We start from the raw sequence: 18869 nt of genomic DNA, 5'->3' as shown, positions 1-18869 counted from the left end.
TATCGCTGCCTTAAGAGGCTTTCCCCTGTTACCTCCGGTATGGGCAGTCCGTCTTGGCACAGGCCTCACAGCCTTTTACGTCACAACGGTAAGGTTTCATGCTGGCTCCCATGACCGCGGAAACAGATTTGGAGGGCATCATGAGAAGACTGTCCGTCAGCTTGATGCCGATGCGCTTTCCGGCCTCCAGGGCATCCAGAAGCATTCCCTGGCATTCCAGAGGAAAGTCTCCGTAACCGGGGCTGAACCTTGGGCGCAGATAACGGCCTTTTGCTTCATATTCCGACTTTATCACGGTACACACCTGGTCGCAGTACTCCTCAATCATGGCCGCTGCCGCTGCCTGCATGACTACGGCCCTGCTCATCTGGAGACGGCTGTACTTCTGAATCAGATGGTCAGCCCCGCAGCCAAGGGTGGCCGCAAACACGATAATCTGGTCGCAGTCCTTCAGATTCCCCCACAAATTCCTGCTCCTGGCCTTGAAACATCCTCCGTCAATCCTGTAATCCTCTCCCAATGCCAGGGGATATTCCCGGTACAGATGCCTGGGCGTGGCAGCCTCCCATAATTCCGCCATGCACTGCTCCACCATGGCCGCCACTGCCTCGTCAGCCTCCTGTCCCCTGTACCCCAGATAGCGGAGGACCTCCCTCCTGTCTACGTCATGTATGTCCATATGTTCATTCTCCCGTTCTGTATCCGTCCCTATAAAATCTCCGACAGGTTTTCCTTTATCTTCATGGCAACATCCGGCTTATTCATGGAATATACATGGATGCCGTTGACCCCGTTGGCAATCAGGTCAATGATCTGGTCCGTGGCATAGGCAATTCCGGCCTGCTTCATGGCCGCCGGATTGTCCCCGAACCGGTCCACAATGGACATGAACCTGGTAGGCAGGTAGGTTCCCGACATCTGGGTAATCCGCCGTATCTGCTTTGCGTTGGTCACAGGCATGATACCGGCAATCACAGGCACCTGGATTCCCTTTTCACGGATGCGGTACAGGTAACTGTAAAGGATGCTGTTGTCAAAAAACATCTGGGTGGTGACAAAATCGCATCCGGCCTCCACCTTCTGCTTCAGGTAATCCATGTCCACGGACTTGTTGGCAGATTCCACATGGCCTTCCGGGTAACATGCCGCCCCGATGCAGAAATCACCTGCCTTCTTGATTTCCCGTATCAGCTCAGAGGCATAGTGGTATTCCTTTGGCGTACTGCCATCCTGGGGGATATCCCCGCGCAGGGCCAGTATATTTTCAATGCCGCGCTCCTTTAACTCGCCCAGTACATGGTGCACTTTTTCCCTGGTGGATGACACACAGGTGAGATGGGCAAGAGGCGTCACTCCGTACTCCTCCTTGATGGCGGAGGCGATTCCAACCGTATAATCGCTGGTTCCCCCTCCTGCCCCGTATGTAACACTCATAAACGAGGGCTTTAACTTTGCAATCTTTGCGGCCGCCTTTTCCACGGAATCATATGCATCCTCTGTCTTTGGGGGAAACACCTCAAAGGAGAGGGTGGGCTTTCCTTCTGCCAGTATATCGTGTATTTTCATTTTTCTTTCCCTTTCCTCCTGCGTTATCCAAAAAAGCTCCGGCACCCCAATAATCAGGATTGCCGGAGCAAGCATTTATAATTCTACGGTCACTTTCTTCAGATGCCAGATATCCTTCACATACTCCTCAATGGTACGGTCAGATGTGAACTTTCCGCAGTTGGCCGTGTTAAGGATAGCTGCCTTAGCCCACCACGCCTGGTCCCTGTAAGCCTTATCCGCGCTCTGGTGCGCCTCGGCATAGGAACGGAAGTCCTTGAGGATAAAGTAGGTATCAGCCCGGTCGCTGCTCTTGGTGTTTAAGAGGGAGTTATAGATATCCCTGAACAGCTCTGGGTTATCCGGTGCATAGTAGCCGTTAATCAGCTGCATGAGCACACGGCGGATTTCCTGGTCATTGTTAAAGATATCCATTGGGTAATAGCCGCCGTTGTTCTCGTAGTTAATGACCTCATCGGAGGACATGCCGAAGATAAAGGCATTGTCCGCGCCCACTTCCTCCACGATTTCCACATTGGCTCCGTCCATGGTTCCCAGGGTAAGGGCTCCGTTGAGCATAAACTTCATGTTGCTGGTACCGGACGCCTCCTTGCTGGCCGTGGATATCTGTTCGCTGACATCGGCTGCCGCAAATATGAGCTCCGCGTTGGATACGCGGTAATCCTCAATGAACACCACCTTAATCTTACCGTTAATGGTCTTGTCATTGTTGATAACATCTGCCACGGAATTGATGAGCTTGATGGTCAGCTTAGCCCGCTTGTAGCCTGCGGCTGCCTTTGCGCCGAAGATAAAGGTCCTGGGAATCATATCCATATCAGGATTATCCTTCAGCTGGTTGTACAGATACATCACATGGAGAATGTTCATTAGCTGGCGCTTATATTCGTGAAGCCTTTTGACCTGCACGTCGAAAATGGAGCGCGGGTCCACGTCAATGCCGTTATTCTCCTTGATGTACCTGGCGAGGCGCAGCTTATTCTGGTACTTGATGTTCATAAACTCAAACTGGCACTTCTCATCCTCTGCAAAGAGTTCCAGCTTCTTAATGTGGGGAAGGTTGGTAATCCACTCATCGCCAATCTTGGAGGTGACCCAGTCTGCCAGAAGCGGGTTGCCGTGAAGCAGAAACCGTCTCTGGGTTATGCCGTTTGTCTTGTTGTTGAACTTCTCCGGCATCATCTCATAGAAGTCCTTTAACTCCTGGTGCTTAAGTATCTCCGTGTGAAGCCTTGCAACGCCGTTGACGGAAAAGCTGGCTGCGATTGCCATGTAAGCCATCTTCACCTGGCCGTCGTAGATAATGGACATTTTGCGCAGCTTCTCCTGGTTGCCCGGATACATGGTCTGAATCTGGTTCTGGAACCTGCGGTTGATTTCCTCCACAATCTGGTAGATTCTGGGCAGAAGCCGTGAGAACAGCTCGATGGGCCACTTCTCCAGCGCCTCTGACATGATGGTGTGGTTTGTATAAGCGCAGGTCTTGGTGGTTACCTCCCACGCTTCATCCCATGTGAGTCCCTCCTCGTCCAGAAGAATACGCATCAATTCAGGGATGGCAACCGTTGGGTGGGTGTCGTTCAGCTGGAACACTACCTTTTCATAGAATTTTCTGATGTCATCGTGCTTCTCTTTATACTTTCTCACCGCCCTCTGTACGCTGGCGGAGATAAAGAAATACTGCTGCTTCAGACGCAGTTCCTTGCCCGCATAGTGGTTGTCGTTGGGGTAAAGGACCTCCACAATGGTCTTGGCCAGGTTCTCCTGCTCCACAGCCTTCTGGTAGTCTCCCCTGTCAAAGGAATCCAGATTAAAGGTGTTGATGGGTTCCGCGTCCCAGATACGGAGGGTATTCACCACATTATTGCCGTATCCGATGACCGGCAGGTCGTAGGGCACCGCGCGGACAGACTGGTATCCGTCCTGTACGAAATGGTTCACTCCGCCCTGGTTCTCAATGCGCACATAGCCCCCGAACTTAACCTCGGCTGCATACTCCGGCCTGCGGATTTCAAAGGGGTTGCCGTCCTTCAACCAGTTATCCGGCACCTCTACCTGGTAACCGTTCTCAATCTTCTGCTTGAACATGCCGTAGCGGTAACGGATGCCGCAGCCATATGCCGGATAACCCAGGGTTGCCAGCGAATCCAGGAAGCAGGCCGCCAGACGTCCCAGGCCTCCGTTTCCCAGGGCTGCGTCCGGCTCCTGATCCTCAATCACATCTAAATCAAAGCCCATCTCATCCAGGGTTTCCTTAATCTCATCCCTGGCGCAGATATTGATGATGTTATTGCCCAGGGCACGGCCCATGAGGAACTCCATGGACAGGTAGTATACTGTCTTAACATCCTTTTTCTCATATTCCTTGTGAGTGGCAATCCACTCGTCAATGATGACATCCTTTACAGCATAGGCCACTGCCTGGAATACCTGATGGGGAGTCGCTTCATCAATGGTCCTTCGGAACATGTTCTTTACGTTGTCCACCACGCTGCGCTTGAACGTTTCCTTATCAAATCCTTTATTCATCGGCCATTATCCTCCTGCTTTCAGTTCCGCTTCTATACAGAACTATTATATGTAAATCATTCCTAAATTATCAGGCGTGGCGGGGGTGGGGGTGATGCGCCCCGCCTCACAATCTTACCATTATTTCATGGTCTTTTCAACACCGAGCATTACATTTTCGCCGTTAATGTTCCACTCTTTGACAAAGCCGGACATGGCTCCAATGCTGATATGGTCTGCCATGACCTCTGTTTTGATCTCGTCCGCATGAGACTTAATCAGTCCGGCAATCCGGTCATTTTCATCCTGGAATACGCTGATGTGGTCCATGACCTCAAATCCGGCTTCCTTGCGCATGGTCTGAATCTTGCTTATGAGTTCTCTCACGAAGCCCTCCTCAATCAGTTCAGGAGTCAGGTTGGTATCCAGCACAACGGTCACATAGTTGTCTTCCTCTGTCACATAGCCGTCCTTCTGGGAAACATCGATCAGCAGGTCGTCCTTTGTCAGCACCACTTCCTGGCCGTCAACGTCAAAGGTAAGCTGTCCCTTCTCATTCAGGGTGTCCATGGCGGCGCTGCCGTCGATATCGGTCAGGGTCCGGCGAATCTGGTTTAACAGCTTGCCGTACTTTGGTCCCACTGTCTTTAACTGGGGCTTGAAGGTATAGGAGGTAAATTCCCTTACATCGTCGGAGAAGATCACCTGCTTCACATTCAGCTCTTCCTCGATAATCTGCACGTAGAACCTAGACAGCTCGTGGTCAGCCTTCACATACATCCGGGCAATGGGCTGGCGGTTCTTGATGTTGGCCGCATTCCTGGCCGCACGTCCCATGACAACCACCTTCAGCACTTCATCCATGTCGGATTCCAGCTCAGTATCAATCCAGGACTCATTCACCTCCGGGAAGTCGCACAGGTGTACGCTTTCAGGTGCGTCCCCATCCACCTTTCTCACGATATTCTGGTAAATCTGCTCTGTCATGAACGGAATCATGGGAGCTGCCGCCTTTGCCACAGTCACAAGGGCCGTGTACAGGGTCATGAAGGCATTAATCTTATCCTGCTCCATTCCCTTTGCCCAGAAGCGCTCACGGCTTCTGCGCACATACCAGTTGCTTAAGTCATCCACAAACTCCTGGAGGGCTCTGGCAGCCTCGGGAATCTGGTAATTCATCAGGCTGTTATCCACTGTTTTCACCATGGAATTCATCTTGGACAGCATCCAGCGGTCCATGACCGGAAGCTTGTCGTACTCCAGTGTATATCTGGTGGGGTCAAAATTGTCAATATTGGCATACAGCACCCAGAATGCATAGGTATTCCAAAGAGTACCCATGAACTTGCGCTGTCCCTCGGTCACTGCCTTATCCTGATAGCGCTTTGGAAGCCAGGGCGCGCTGCAGGTGTAGAAGAACCAGCGGATGGCGTCTGCGCCGTGGGCTGCCAGGGTATCAAAGGGATCCACCGCATTGCCCTTGGACTTACTCATCTTCTGTCCGTTCTCATCCAGCACAAGGCCCATGACAACTACATTTTCATAAGGCGCCTTGTTAAACAGCAGGGTAGACTCCGCAAGGAGGGAATAGAACCATCCTCTGGTCTGGTCCACTGCCTCGGAGATGAACTGGGCCGGGAACTGTGACTCGAACAGTTCCTTGTTCTCAAAGGGGTAATGGTGCTGTGCAAAGGGCATGGCGCCGGAATCAAACCAGCAGTCAATCACCTCAGGCACACGTTTCATAGGCTTTTTGCACTTGGGACACTTGATTCTTACCGCGTCAATATATGGACGGTGAAGCTCGATTTCATCGGGACAGTTGTCGGATAAGCTCTTTAATTCCTCAATGCTTCCGATGGAATGCTGGTGTCCGCACTCACACTCCCAGATATTGAGCGGGGTGCCCCAGTAACGGTTTCTGGAAATACCCCAGTCCTGGATATTCTCCAGCCAGTCACCGAAGCGGCCCTTGCCGATGGAATCCGGAACCCAGTTAATGGTATTGTTGTTGCGGATTAAGTCATCTTTCACAGCAGTCATCTTGATGAACCAGGACTCTCTTGCATAGTAAATGAGAGGGGTCCCGCAGCGCCAGCAGTGAGGATAGCTGTGCTCGAAGCTGGGAGCTGAGAAAAGCAGTCCCCTGGACTTAAGGTCCTTTAACACCATGGGGTCCGCATCCTTCACAAAGGTGCCTGCAAAAGGAGTTTCCGCCGTCATATCGCCCTTGGCGTCCACCAGCTGCACAAAGGGAAGGTCGTACTTGCGGCCAACATTGGCATCATCCTCACCAAACGCAGGGGCAATGTGTACGATGCCGGTACCGTCTGTCAGTGTTACATAGTCTGCGCAGACCACATAGTAGGCTTTCTTGTGCTGCTTCTCGCACAGGGGCACGGAGCAGTCATAGAGGGGCTCATATTCCTTGAACTCCAGGTCCTTGCCCTTGTAAGTCTCCAATACCTCATAGTCCCCGCCCAGCACGGTATCTGCCAGGGCCTGGGCGATATAGTAGGTATAGCCGTCGCCTGTCTTTACCTTTACATAGTTTTCCTTGGGGTTCACACACAGGGCCAGGTTGCTGGGAAGGGTCCACGGCGTGGTGGTCCATGCCAGGATATAGGCATCTTCTCCCTTTGCCTTAAAGCGGGCAATGGCGGAACGCTCCTTTACATCCTTATAACCCTGAGCCACCTCATGGGAGGACAGCGGGGTGCCGCAGCGCGGACAGTAGGGAACCACCTTAAAGCCCTTGTACAAAAGGCCCTTGTCCCAAATCTGCTTAAGAGCCCACCACTCGGACTCGATAAAGCTGTTGTCATAGGTTACATAGGGATTGTCCATATCGGCCCAGAATCCAACGGTGTTGGAGAAATCCTCCCACATGCCCTTGTACTTCCAGACGCTTTCCTTACATTCCTTGATGAACGGCTCCAGACCGTACTGCTCAATCTGCTCCTTGCCGTCCAGTCCCAGCTTCTTCTCAACTTCCAGCTCCACAGGCAGGCCATGAGTGTCCCATCCGGCCTTTCTCGGCACCATATATCCCTTCATGGCCCGGTATCTGGGAATCATGTCCTTGATTACACGCGTCTCCACATGGCCGATATGAGGCTTGCCGTTGGCAGTTGGCGGTCCGTCATAAAATACATAGGGCTTACAGCCCTCCCTCATCTTGATGCTCTTTTCAAAGATGTGCTCTGCTTCCCAGAACTTCTCCACTTCTTTTTCCCGTTCCACAAACTTAAGGTCTGTGGGGACTTTGTCATACATAGCGTCTTCCTCCGTTCCATTCATGATAGATTTCTATTCTGGTATGTGAAAAAGATTGTATATCCTTCTATGAAGCAAAAAAGGCTTCCGTCCCGAACAGGACGAAAGCCATAAGCCGCTTCGTTTAACCACCTATTACTGCATACCATCATATGAGTTCCCTTAACGCGGGAAACGCGTCCCAGCCTATCATGCGCTGCTGACGCATCCCTTCAGCCGGACAGCTCCGGAGTGATTTTCAGTTCTGCATTACTTGCACCGGTTTCCACCATCTCCGGCTCTCTGTAGCGTTCCTGCAGGCCTACTGTCTCCATCTAAGCCTTTTTCATTTAACTTCTTTATTATAATAACGCATGCGTAAAATGTCAACCGTGTATCTGATTTTAGTTCTTTTTGGCAGTTATACCGCCTATGATTGATATTTTTTTATCATTCCGTTTGCCTTTTCCAGAATATGTGTTATACTACTAACCAATATTACTGCACAGCCGTCAAAATCCTGCCGCACCGCATACCCTGCGTACAGAACACCGGCTGCGCCCAGGGAGGAACCTATATGGAGCAGAGAAATCTTACCTTACTCACAGACCTGTATGAATTAACCATGATGCAGGGATATTTCAAAGAAAAGGACGCCAACGAAACCGTTGTATTCGACATGTTTTACAGGACCAATCCCCATGGCAACGGCTTTGCCATCTGTGCAGGATTACAGCAGGTCATTGAGTACATTGAGGACCTGCATTTTGATGACAGTGACATTGAATACCTGAGAAGTCTGGATATGTTTGAGGAGGACTTTCTGAGCTATCTCCACGAATTCCGCTTTACAGGCGATATCTACGCCATTCCAGAAGGAACCGTGGTTTTTCCCAGGGAACCTCTTGTCAAGGTCATTGCTCCCATTATGCAGGCCCAGCTCATCGAGACAGCACTGCTTAACATCATCAATCACCAGAGCCTCATTGCCACCAAGACGGAGCGCATCGTCTATGCGGCCAAGGGCGACGGCGTAATGGAATTCGGACTGCGCAGGGCCCAGGGACCGGACGCCGGCACCTACGGCGCAAGGGCAGCCATGATAGCCGGATGCATCGGCACCTCCAATGTGCTCTGCGGAAAAATGTTCGATGTCCCCGTAAAGGGAACCCATGCCCACAGCTGGATTATGAGCTTTCCGGACGAGCTGACCGCCTTTCGCACCTATGCAAAGCTCTATCCTTCCGCCTGCATCCTGCTGGTGGATACCTATGATACCCTGGGCTCCGGCATCCCCAACGCCATCCAGGTATTTAAGGAGATGAGGGAAGCCGGTATTCCTCTTACCTTCTATGGCATCCGTCTGGACAGCGGTGATTTGGCCTACCTGTCCAAAAAGGCCAAAAAGATGTTAAACGAGGCCGGATTTCCGGACGCAGTGATCTCCGCCTCCAACGACCTGGACGAGAACCTGATCAACTCCCTGAAGACGCAGGGAGCCACCATCAATTCCTGGGGCGTGGGCACCAACCTGATTACAGCCAAGGACTGCCCGTCCTTCGGAGGCGTATACAAACTGGCTGCTGTGATGGACAGGGCCACAGGCCAGTTTGTACCTAAAATCAAGCTGTCCGAAAACGCCGAGAAAATCACCAATCCAGGCAACAAGACCATACAGAGGATTTACGATAAAGCCACCGGCAAAATCATAGCAGATCTGATTTGTCTGGTGGGCGAGGAATTCGACACCCGCAATTCCCTCCTTCTCTTCGACCCCTTAGAGACATGGAAAAAGACCATGCTGTCACCTGACAGCTATACCATGCGTGAACTGATGCTTCCCATTTTCCTGGAAGGCAGGTGTGTGTACCAGTCGCCAAAGGTAATGGATATCCAGGCCTACTGCAGGAAAGAGCTGGATACCCTGTGGGATGAATCCAAGCGTCTCATCAACCCGCACACAGTCCATGTGGACCTGTCCAATGAGCTGTGGCACACAAAGAACCAGCTTCTGGATTCCTTCCACAGAAAATAAGGCAGGAACGTGTAAAAGGCCGGAACCGCCTCCGGCCTTTTCTGATTTCCAATCTCTTCCCACTCCGCCGCTAACGTTCCCGCGGTTTCATTTCCGGCTCTCTAACCCCCCTCCATCCACCAGAAGGGGAAGGACATTCTGCGGAAGGTCGTATATGACCATATCGGCTTTCTCATCCAGCGGCCTGGGTATACGGTGGATAATTACCATCTTCCTGCCCTGGAAATACCGTATGTAGTTGCTGTAAACCTCTGACCGCAGGCTGGTTCCCAGTACCAGGAGCACGTCGGCCCTGGCTATCTCTTCCGTGGTACGGCTCATGATGCTGCTGTCCACCATCTCCCCATAGAGAGAGGTCCCGGGACGTATCATGGTCCCGCAGTTCTTACAGTGGGGAACATGGCTGGAATCCCTGATTTCTTCCATGGAATACAGGCGGCTGCAGTGGGGACACCTGTTCTTGTAGATGCTTCCGTGAAGGTAAATCACATTCCGGCAGCCCACCTGTTGCGGCAAATCGAAAATATTGGTGGTGACAATACACTGAAGCTTGTCCTCTTCCTCCATCCTGGCTAACGCCCTGACAGACGGAGTCATGTTGGGAATCTTTTTCAGTATCTCCTCACGGTAAAATTCATAGAAACGTTCCGGCCTTATGGACAGACAGGAAATATGAAACAGTTCCTCCGGTGATTCCGAATATTTCTGTTCAATCTCATACGCCCGTCCTTCCTGTTTAAGTCCCAGAATACCTCCCTCTTCCATCATCCCGGAACCGCAGATGGCAACCGTATAACTGCTGTCTGCCAATACCTTCTTCAGGAGTTCCAATGTTTTTTCGCCAATCATACCCGCTCAGTCCTCCTCTTGTTCTGATTGATCCAGAGCGTGTCTGAAACCTGCACACTCTGGCATCATTATACCGCAAATCCCCCCGCCTTACCACAGGAATCCGCGGGAACTGAAAGCGTCAGCCCGGCAAATCACGGCGTTTTATGTCGAAAAGAAAGCAGAACACGGCTAAATCAGGTCATTGAAGCAGATGGCTCCGTATGGACGGATGCTCATTCTGTAGGCGCTTCCCTCTCCTGTACATTTTTCAATGTAGCGTATGAATTCGTCCACCAGTTCATTGGGCAGCACTGCCATGATAACACCGGCAAAGCCTCCTCCGTGGACCCTGCATGCCCCCTTCTGCTTTTCCGCTATGAACAGCTCCGTAAGCGCCAGGGTAACCGTGATTCCCTGCTCCTGGTAATTGCTGTTGGTAAAGCAGTTCTGGAGCCATTTCCAGGAGGAATTGCCGGATGCCGTTATATTGTTTAAGAAATCCTGGAAACGGTTCTCCTTAAGGGCAAGTACCTCTGCCTCCACCCTCTTATTCTCCTCAAAGAAATGCAGTGCCCTCAGCACGGAGCGGTCCCCGGCAAACTGCCGTACCTCTGCCAGGTTGTCTATCACCTGTTCCTCGGATACCTGGGACAATACCTCTTTCCCAAAATACCTGGCCACCTTTTTCATCTCAGCGGGAACAGAGGAATAATCCGCGCTTAAGTCAGCGTGTCCCTTGCCGGTCTGTACGATTATCAGGCTGTGGTCCTGGGAACCAAAGTCAAAGTCAATCTTCTCCACCTTAGGTACCAGCGGCTCCATGAAATCAATGGTGATAAGACCGCCCACAGCACATGCCATCTGGTCCAGCAGGCCGGACGCCTTGTCCCAGTAGTTGTTTTCGGCGAACTTGCCGATATGGGCATAGGCCACGGTGCTGATACGGCCTTCATTGAAAAATGTGTTGAGCATGGAGCACAGCAGCATCTCAAAGGAGGCAGATGAGCTGACCCCGGCCGCGCTTATGACATTGCTGGTGATATATGCGTTGAATCCGCCCAAGCTGTAGCCGGAATCCTTAAATCCCTGGAGAAGGCCCTTTACCAGGTCCACGGTTCCCGCTTTTTTCTCGCTGGGTTCCAGATGGTTCAGATCAATGGTAAAATCCTGATTATATGTCTCGCTGACAATATGTACCTGATTGGATTCATTCTTTCCGGCCACGCCCACACAGTCCAGGTTAATGCTGCCTGCCAGTACCTTGCCGTGGTTGTGGTCCGTATGGTTGCCGCTGATTTCCGTTCTGCCAGGTGAGGAGAACAGCATCACATCCCCTTCCCCGCCAAACATCTTCTCATACCCGGCCAGCAAATCCTCATAGCGCTTTACATTGGCCTCTACCCCGTCTTCCCCGTAGAGCTGCGCCATAAGAGTCCTGGCGCCGTCGCTCTCCAGCAGTTTTACTGTCTCGTTTACCTTCATGACTTACCTCTCCTATCTTTTATGAAACTTCTGAATTCAGTTTATCACACAAGGGGCAGAAACAACAATACAATATTCTACTGTCTTTATACGTTTTTTAAATAGGGATGACACAGGACAGGCTTTGCTGTTATAATCTCTTAAACAGTATCCTATAAGAAAGCAGGTATTCACAATGGAATGGAACGGAAAACCCTATCACTCCCTGGACTATGAGCTGAGGCGGCAGTTCGGCCGGAAAATCTATAAGCTGTCACTGGACGGAGGCATGACCTGTCCCAACCGGGACGGCACCCTGGGAACAGGGGGCTGTATCTTCTGCAGCCAAGGCGGCTCCGGTGATTTTGCCGCTCCCAGGCAGACGGCTGTCTCACAGCAGATAGAACAGGCCATGGCACAGGTAAAGAGGAAGATGCCGGACGGCACACAGGGTTCTTATATTGCCTATTTCCAGTCCTACACCAATACGTACGCTCCCCTGCCCTATCTGAAGCAATTGTTTGGGGAAGCAGTCTCCCATCCCGCCATAGCCGCCCTGTCCATCGGCACCAGGCCGGACTGTCTGGAGCCTGAGGTTGTGGGCCTGTTAAAGGATTTAAACCGCGTGAAACCGGTATGGGTGGAGCTGGGTCTCCAGACCATCCATGATTCCACCGCCGCCTTTATCCGCCGGGGTTATGGACTGCCGGTGTTTGAGGACGCCCTCAGACGCCTTAAGGCAGCCGGCCTGACCGTCATCGTCCATGTCATATTAGGCCTGCCCGGCGAGACCCGGGACATGATGTCAGAAACCGTGAATTATCTGGCCCAAAGCCCCATAGACGGAATCAAGCTCCAGCTTCTCCACATTTTAAAAGGGACCGGCCTGGCAGATTACTGCCAGGCCAATCCCTTTCCCATGTTCGCAATGGAGGAATACATTGATTTTGTCATAGACTGTGTGGAATGCCTTCCCCCTGAACTGACCATTCACCGCCTGACAGGGGACGGTCCAAAATCCCTTCTTCTGGCCCCTATATGGAGCGGCAACAAACGGCTGGTGTTAAACACCCTCCACCGCCGTTTTAAGGAGAGAAATACCTGGCAGGGAAAATGTTATGTCCCGGATTCCTCCAACCCGGCCGCGTTCTCCTCTCCCGGCACCACAATTCCATCCTCCCCAACTGTCACGCCATAGGAAATGGATGTGATATACTGATAAAAACCGGCCTTTTCTCCTTCGTCCGTAAGCATCCTGGTATATCCCCCTGAGGATGTGCCCGGCACCAGCCTCAGCAGCGCGTCCTCCCCGTCCCATTCCACCTTCAGAAGGGCTGTATTCGGTATACTGCTGCCAAACACAAAATTACCCAGGCTGTACACAATGGGCTTCCCCTTGTAATACTCCAGCCCCTGCATCACATGGGGATGGCTCCCTACCACAAGGTCAGCTCCCGCGTCTATATACTGCTGCCCCAGGGTCCTCTGGTACCCCTGGGGCCGTTCGTCACGTTCAATCCCCCAGTGCACATATACCACAAGGTAATCGCAGGCCTCCCTGGCCTTTCTTATTTCCTCCAAAAGCAGGGACGGGTCATAGGTGGTAAGCATGCCCGGTCCTTTGGAAGTGGCGTTCCAGGAGCCCTCCGGTATGACCCTGGAAGCGCCCAGGAATCCAATCCTGCGGCCCTTTGCCTCCATGAATACCGGTTTTTTGGCTTCCTCCAGATTGGCTCCGGCTCCCACCCGCAGGATTCCGGCATCATCCAGGGTGCTGCATGTATCCACCAAGGCATCCGTACCGAAATCCAGGGCATGATTGTTGGCCAGGGTCACGATATCTATTCCCAGCTCCTGAAACATGGATACCTTTTCCGGGGGAAGCCGGAAGGTAAACTGCTTATCCGCAGCAGCTGTTCCGCGGCGGCTGAAGGGGAATTCTTCATTTGCCATGAAGATGTCGCCGCCGTCAATCACCTGGCGGAATCCGCTGTCCACCACTCCGCCTATATTGCCTGCCTTCTGATATGCGTTCAGCACATGGTCAGACAGGAGGATATCACCTGCAAATACAAATTGCAGGGGAGAGTCCTCATCCGCTGTTCCCGTTCCGTGGCCCTGTTCTTTAGCGTCACTTGGATTGGCAGATAAGCCGCCATCCATTGCATCCGGACCGTCCGCGCCTTGGGCGCTGTCCGGATTTGTAATACCGCCTGTTCCGGTACCACCCTGTCCGTTTTCACCAATTCCGGCACCTTGTGGTCCCTTTCCGTTTGTTCCTGCTCCGCCCGCTTCCTCCGGGTCCGGCGCCTCCCCGCCGGCCATGCCGACACCTCCCGAGGCGCCTACCATCTCAGCCCTGACATATTTGTCCTGTCCTGAATGCCATATAAAATATCCTGTAATACCGGCCAGCAGCAGCCCTAATAACAAGGCTGCTGCCACAATACATCCTGTTCTCTTCATAAAACCTCTCCTGCCGGACATCAGACTGCCAGTACAATCCCTCCGTCATTGGCATATACAGTGGCCACGCCTGCCGCGTTGGTAACCACAATCTTCTTAAATCCCACTCTCTTAGCCAGCTCATCCCTTACGTATTCAGCCCGTTCAGGGTTATTCACATGGCAGACAACCGCAATCTTGCCGGCCGCGTCCACCACTTCCTTTACCGCAATGTCACACATTCTCTGAAGTGCCTTGTTCATTCCCCTGGCCTGGTCCAGCTTGATGATGGTTCCTGTATCCGCTCCCATGACAGGCTTGATGTTAAGGGCTGTGGCGAAAAATGCCTGCAGGCCTGACAGACGCCCGTTCTTGCGGAGTGTATCCAGACTCTCCAGAACAAAGTAAGTATTCATGCCATCCCTGTATGTCAGGGTCTTCTCCACCACCTCATCAAATTCCAGTCCGGAATCGCACAGGTTCTGGATAAAGAGGGCAATGTTTAACTCCCCTGAGGATGCGGAAAGTGAGTCAATGACAGCCACTTTCTTGGCCTGCTCCGCCATGCCCTTTTCCGCCATCTCCTCCTCATACAGCTTCTTTGCCACTGCCGCTGAATTATAGCTTCCGCTGAGGTGGCTGGACAGAGTGATGACAAACACTGCTTCCGCCTCCGCCTCCTCAAATGCAGCCTTAAAAGTCTCCGGCGACGGACACGCTGTCTTTGGGCACTCCGGGCACGCCTTTACCATCTCTATAAACCGTTTCTGGTCAAATGTCTCATCATCCGCCACCTGGGCACTGCCTACCTGCAGTGTCAGCGGTATCATCTGAAATCTGGGATCCTTCTTCATATCCTCTGTTAAATCAAGACAACTATCCCCGATAATCTTATAGGTCATAATTATGTCCTCCGGTTTTTCTTATCCATGTGTTTTCACATGTAGTATTCATTACTACTTATTATAACAGTATGGATGGTAAAATGCAATGCTTATGTGTTTCCAGTTTTATGGAGTTTTTTTAGTGCGCCTGCTCTATGGCTGATAGAATCTGGTCTATGGTGGCTTGGCGGTCGCCGGTGTATTCGATGGAGATTTCCATGAGTTTGCCGTCTATCTGGCGGAAGTAGGTGTCCTCGTGTTCTGTGGTGCCGTCGCTGTTTTGGCCGGAGGTCTTTACGTACTTGTATTCGTAGCCGCCCATGTTTACTGTGCCTGTGCTGTCAACGGCGTAATCGTAGTAGCCCGCATATTCGATGAGCCATTCCAGGTAGCGGTCCAGCTGCTGGGTGGAATCGGTATAGTCTATGGTAAGCAGATAGCCGGTTCCGCCGTCGTACCAGTAGTACATGTTCTCGCCAGCCTCTAAGGGATAGCTGTAGTAGCTTCCGTCGCCCAGCATCAGTTCTGCTGCCTCGGGGAACTTTATGAACAGGTTGGCCCAGCGGTTGCTGTAGGTCTTTCCTGATATGGTGCCGGTCTCGTAGGCTGCGGCCGGACGCTCGCTTCCCTCTACCATGTAGCCCTGGGCGTCAAAGGTGTATTGGCTGCCGTCTATGGTCTTGGTCAGGTTGGTCACCATGTGGCCGAATTCATCCACGTATTTCCATCTTCCGTTTTCTTCAATCCAGGCTTTGTACATGATTTGGCCGTTTCCGTCCAGACGGTATGTAAGGCCGTTCTCGTCCAGTGCCCATTCGTTGGTCCCGTAGGTGCCGTCTCCGTGGAGATATTGCCAGCCGCCTGCTTCCGTGTAGTTCCAGCCGCCTCCTGCGTATGGATGCATCCGGCTTAAGAGCAGGGCTGCCGTTAATGCCTGGTCACCGGAATAGATCTGGACCAGCATGTAGCAGTTTCCGCCAATCTCCCTCATGTAGACATCCAGGAACATACTGTTGGCCAGCTCCTCCATGTAGGCGTCATACTCCTGTCTCTCCTCCGGGGTCATGTCATAACTGCCTATCCAGGCAGACATATACTGTGCCATCAGGGCTCCGTAATTAATCTTAACAGAGTAATAACAAACTCCTGCTATGCCGGCTGTCCCCATGGATACATAGGAACCATAGGATGCGTCCTGGCCCAGCAGCTGCAGCATCTCCTGCATTACTCCCTCCAGGCTCTCACCTTCCAGGTCTGCCACAATGCCGGCCATGGCAAGGAAGCTCTCATTCTCCTCGTCAATGGCAGCGGCAGTGAAATCAATCTTCACCCCATCCTCTTCCATATAGGACAGATAGTCTAACCCCAGGTTTCCTCCATATCTTCCCACCTCATATCCGGCTGGAAATGTGGCCTCAAATCCGGCCATGCTGCTTCTCACCGTGCTGCCCTCAATGGAACTGAGCCCCGTGGGAAGCGCCCAGGCTGTCATCGCGCCTGCGGCTGTCAGTACTGTACTCAGCAGCACTGCCATGAAACGTTTACCTCTCATACAACCCCTCTCCTTCCTTCATACTATAAGATATTTCCAGTATAACCGATTTAGAATGCCCGTGCAACGCAAAAAGGGACTGGTTTCAAAAGCTCTCTCTTGAAACCAGTCTCTTGTGTTACGTTTTTATATGTTCCGCAGGATTATTATGCTTTTTCGGATTCTGTTTTTTCGCCGGCCATAATCATCATGATTTCATTGCTGCGGCTTACAAATGCCGTCATGCGCTCCGGAGCCAGAGGGCCGTGGCTTAAGCTTGCCAGGTCATACAGCTGTTCGCAGATTTTGGATGTATTGGCATCTTCCTTATGTCCCAACACATACTGCACAAGAGGATGGTTTGCGTTGAGCACCAGTGTCTCCCCTGTTCCTCCGAACATGCCCATGTCCATGCCGCCCATGCTGTACATCTTCATCATATCCTGCATACGGCGGGTGTCCTCGGATACGGTAATCATGGAAGCCACGCCCGCATTCTTCATCTTCTCGACCTTGATGTCCAGCTTGTCATTGTTCAGGGCTTTCTTAAATGCTTCTGTCAGCTCCTCGGATGTTTTCTTGAATTCCTCGTCGTCTTCCTTTACATCTTCCTTGAACGCGGCGTTAAGGTCCGTATCAATGCGCAGGAACTTGAGGCCTTCCTTCTTCTGCTCCACATGTGAGATAAACGGGCTGTCTATGGCGGCAGGCATGATGACTGCGTCAATTCCCTCTTCCTTAAACATGTTGATGTACTGGCTCTGTTCCTTTTCATTGGTCACATAGAAAATAGTATTCTCATGCTTTTCCTTGTTCTCATCCAGGCAGTCCTGAAGAGTCAGGTATTTGCCCTCCAGGTTCTTGTACAGGATGAAGTCTCCCATCTTCTCAGCAAACTTCTCATCCTTGATATAGCCGAACTTGATGAAGGGTGCAATGTCATCCCAGTATTTCTCATAATTTTCCCTGTCTGTCTTGCACATGCCGGACAGCTTGTCTGCTACCTTCTTCGTGATGTAATCAGATATCTTCTTCACGAAGCCGTCATTCTGAAGGGCACTTCTGGACACGTTAAGAGGCAGATCCGGGCAGTCAATGACGCCCTTTAAAAGCATCAGGAACTCAGGAATCACTTCCTTGATGTTATCCGCAATGAACACCTGGCTGTTGTACAGCTTGATGGTTCCCTCCAGGCTGTCGTACTCCATGTTGATTTTCGGGAAGTACAGGATGCCCTTTAAATTAAATGGATAATCCATGTTCAGGTGTATCCAGAACAGCGGCTCCTTGTAATCCCTGAACACCTTGCGGTAGAAGCTCTTATAATCCTCCTCGCTGCACTCGTTGGGATGCCTGTTCCACAGAGGGTTGGTGTCATTTAAGGCCACCGGACGCCTGTTGATTTTATATTTTTCCCTGGAAGGCTCGATTTCCACGATTTCCTTGGTACCGTCTTCCTTTTCCTTCTCCTCGGTTTTGGCTGGCTCGATGACGGTCTCCACCACTGTATCCTTGTCGGTGAGCTCGTCCTTCTCAATGGTCTCATACTGGGGCTCGGCTGTCTCATTGTCCAGGAAAATGTTCACAGGCATGAATGCACAGTACTTCTCAATTACTTCCCTTGCCCTGTACTCGTTACAGAACTCGGTGCTGTCCTCGTTCAGATATAAGGTGATGGTGGTTCCCACCTCAGCCTTATCTCCTTCCTCCATCTCAAAGTCAATGCCGCCCTCTGATTCCCAGTGGACCGGCTTGGCATCCTTCTGGTAGGACAGAGAATCAATGGATACCTTGTCGGCAACCATGAACGCAGAGTAGAAGCCCAGTCCGAAATGACCGATAATCTGGTCCTCATTGGCCTTGTCCTTGTACTTCTCCATAAAATCCTGTACGCCGGAGAATGCAATCTGGTTAATGTACTTGTCAATCTCGTCCTCGGTCATGCCAAGTCCATTGTCTGTGATCTTGATGGTCTTGTCATTTGGATTCACGGACACCTGGATTTTGTACTCCAAATCCTCCGGTCTTTCATACTCTCCCATGAGTTCCAGCTTCTTAAGTTTGGTAATGGCATCGCTGCCGTTGCTGATCAGCTCCCTGTAGAAAATGTCATGGTCAGAGTACAGCCATTTCTTGATTACCGGGAAAATATTCTCGCTTGTAATTGATAAACTGCCTTTCTTTGCCATCTTTTATCCGCCTCTTTCTTATATAATAATTAGTTCTTCATGTTTTGCAATGTTTACTCACAAACTACATTTTAGTACGAGACGAATAAAATGTCAACAAAAAACTAGCACTCATTTTTGTTGAGTGCTAATAATCTCGTTTTTAAATCAAAATTTCCTTGTAT

At 51.4% G+C, this 18869-nt stretch carries 12 protein-coding genes; 2 read left to right on the top strand and 10 right to left on the bottom strand.

Going from position 1 to position 18869, the window contains the following annotated elements:
* Positions 1-28: 28 nt before the first annotated feature.
* From G614_RS0105370 to ileS, 4 genes are all read right to left on the bottom strand, one after another.
* The gene (locus G614_RS0105370; RefSeq protein WP_027641131.1) at positions 29-679 is read right to left on the bottom strand and encodes a vitamin B12 dependent-methionine synthase activation domain-containing protein; all 651 of its coding nucleotides are present in this window, start codon (positions 677-679) and stop codon (positions 29-31) included.
* Between the two features lie 29 nt (positions 680-708).
* Positions 709-1566 (bottom strand): methylenetetrahydrofolate reductase [NAD(P)H], encoded by an 858-nt coding sequence (metF, locus tag G614_RS0105365; RefSeq protein ID WP_027641130.1) that lies wholly within the window; start codon positions 1564-1566, stop codon positions 709-711.
* A 75-nt stretch (positions 1567-1641) separates the two neighbouring features.
* Positions 1642-4095: a glycogen/starch/alpha-glucan phosphorylase gene (locus G614_RS0105360; protein ID WP_027641129.1), complete on the bottom strand. Its 2454-nt coding sequence runs from the start codon at positions 4093-4095 to the stop codon at positions 1642-1644.
* A gap of 120 nt (positions 4096-4215) precedes the next feature.
* Positions 4216-7350, bottom strand: a complete 3135-nt coding sequence (gene ileS / locus G614_RS0105355) for an isoleucine--tRNA ligase (protein ID WP_027641128.1) — start codon at positions 7348-7350, stop codon at positions 4216-4218.
* A gap of 556 nt (positions 7351-7906) precedes the next feature.
* On the opposite strand from ileS, the gene G614_RS0105345 reads away from it, so the two are divergent.
* The gene (locus G614_RS0105345) at positions 7907-9364 is read left to right on the top strand and encodes a nicotinate phosphoribosyltransferase (RefSeq protein WP_027641127.1); all 1458 of its coding nucleotides are present in this window, start codon (positions 7907-7909) and stop codon (positions 9362-9364) included.
* Between the two features lie 87 nt (positions 9365-9451).
* On the opposite strand, the gene G614_RS0105340 is transcribed toward G614_RS0105345, so the two are convergent.
* Positions 9452-10213, bottom strand: a complete 762-nt coding sequence (locus tag G614_RS0105340; protein ID WP_027641126.1) for an SIR2 family NAD-dependent protein deacylase — start codon at positions 10211-10213, stop codon at positions 9452-9454.
* Between the two features lie 171 nt (positions 10214-10384).
* Positions 10385-11677, bottom strand: a complete 1293-nt coding sequence (locus tag G614_RS0105335) for a galactokinase (RefSeq protein WP_027641125.1) — start codon at positions 11675-11677, stop codon at positions 10385-10387.
* Positions 11678-11852: 175 nt separating this feature from the next.
* Here G614_RS0105335 and G614_RS0105330 point away from each other — a divergent pair, with 175 nt between their 5' ends.
* The gene (locus G614_RS0105330) at positions 11853-12854 is read left to right on the top strand and encodes a TIGR01212 family radical SAM protein (RefSeq protein WP_027641124.1); all 1002 of its coding nucleotides are present in this window, start codon (positions 11853-11855) and stop codon (positions 12852-12854) included.
* Here the strand turns inward: G614_RS0105330 and G614_RS0105325 are convergent.
* From G614_RS0105325 to htpG, 4 genes are all read right to left on the bottom strand, one after another.
* Entirely contained in the window at positions 12773-14122 is a 1350-nt protein-coding gene (locus G614_RS0105325) for a CapA family protein (RefSeq protein ID WP_027641123.1), read from the bottom strand. The genes G614_RS0105330 and G614_RS0105325 overlap by 82 nt on opposite strands.
* A 20-nt stretch (positions 14123-14142) precedes the next feature.
* A complete protein-coding gene (locus tag G614_RS0105320; protein ID WP_027641122.1) occupies positions 14143-15003 on the bottom strand; it encodes a DegV family protein in 861 nt (286 codons plus the stop codon).
* Positions 15004-15124: 121 nt separating this feature from the next.
* Entirely contained in the window at positions 15125-16537 is a 1413-nt protein-coding gene (locus G614_RS0105315; protein ID WP_027641121.1) for a hypothetical protein, read from the bottom strand.
* Positions 16538-16683: 146 nt separating this feature from the next.
* Complete coding sequence (htpG, locus tag G614_RS0105310; protein WP_027641120.1) at positions 16684-18705, bottom strand: molecular chaperone HtpG; 2022 nt, start codon at positions 18703-18705, stop codon at positions 16684-16686.
* Positions 18706-18869: the final 164 nt, after the last annotated feature.

The organism is [Clostridium] clostridioforme AGR2157 (assembly GCF_000424325.1).
Taxonomy (GTDB): domain Bacteria; phylum Bacillota; class Clostridia; order Lachnospirales; family Lachnospiraceae; genus Enterocloster; species Enterocloster clostridioformis_A.
Note: the sequence above shows the minus strand (reverse complement) of the source record. Positions and strands in the feature narration are given on the sequence as shown.

Excerpts from the sequence above, each read along its gene's own strand:
- G614_RS0105370 (WP_027641131.1), bottom strand. The coding sequence starts at position 679 with ATGGACATACATGACGTAGACAGGAGGGAGGTCCTCCGCTATCTGGGG.
- metF (WP_027641130.1), bottom strand. The coding sequence starts at position 1,566 with ATGAAAATACACGATATACTGGCAGAAGGAAAGCCCACCCTCTCCTTT.
- G614_RS0105360 (WP_027641129.1), bottom strand. The coding sequence starts at position 4,095 with ATGAATAAAGGATTTGATAAGGAAACGTTCAAGCGCAGCGTGGTGGAC.
- ileS (WP_027641128.1), bottom strand. The coding sequence starts at position 7,350 with ATGTATGACAAAGTCCCCACAGACCTTAAGTTTGTGGAACGGGAAAAA.
- G614_RS0105345 (WP_027641127.1), top strand. The coding sequence starts at position 7,907 with ATGGAGCAGAGAAATCTTACCTTACTCACAGACCTGTATGAATTAACC.
- G614_RS0105340 (WP_027641126.1), bottom strand. The coding sequence starts at position 10,213 with ATGATTGGCGAAAAAACATTGGAACTCCTGAAGAAGGTATTGGCAGAC.
- G614_RS0105335 (WP_027641125.1), bottom strand. The coding sequence starts at position 11,677 with ATGAAGGTAAACGAGACAGTAAAACTGCTGGAGAGCGACGGCGCCAGG.
- G614_RS0105330 (WP_027641124.1), top strand. The coding sequence starts at position 11,853 with ATGGAATGGAACGGAAAACCCTATCACTCCCTGGACTATGAGCTGAGG.
- G614_RS0105325 (WP_027641123.1), bottom strand. The coding sequence starts at position 14,122 with ATGAAGAGAACAGGATGTATTGTGGCAGCAGCCTTGTTATTAGGGCTG.
- G614_RS0105320 (WP_027641122.1), bottom strand. The coding sequence starts at position 15,003 with ATGACCTATAAGATTATCGGGGATAGTTGTCTTGATTTAACAGAGGAT.
- G614_RS0105315 (WP_027641121.1), bottom strand. The coding sequence starts at position 16,537 with ATGAGAGGTAAACGTTTCATGGCAGTGCTGCTGAGTACAGTACTGACA.
- htpG (WP_027641120.1), bottom strand. The coding sequence starts at position 18,705 with ATGGCAAAGAAAGGCAGTTTATCAATTACAAGCGAGAATATTTTCCCG.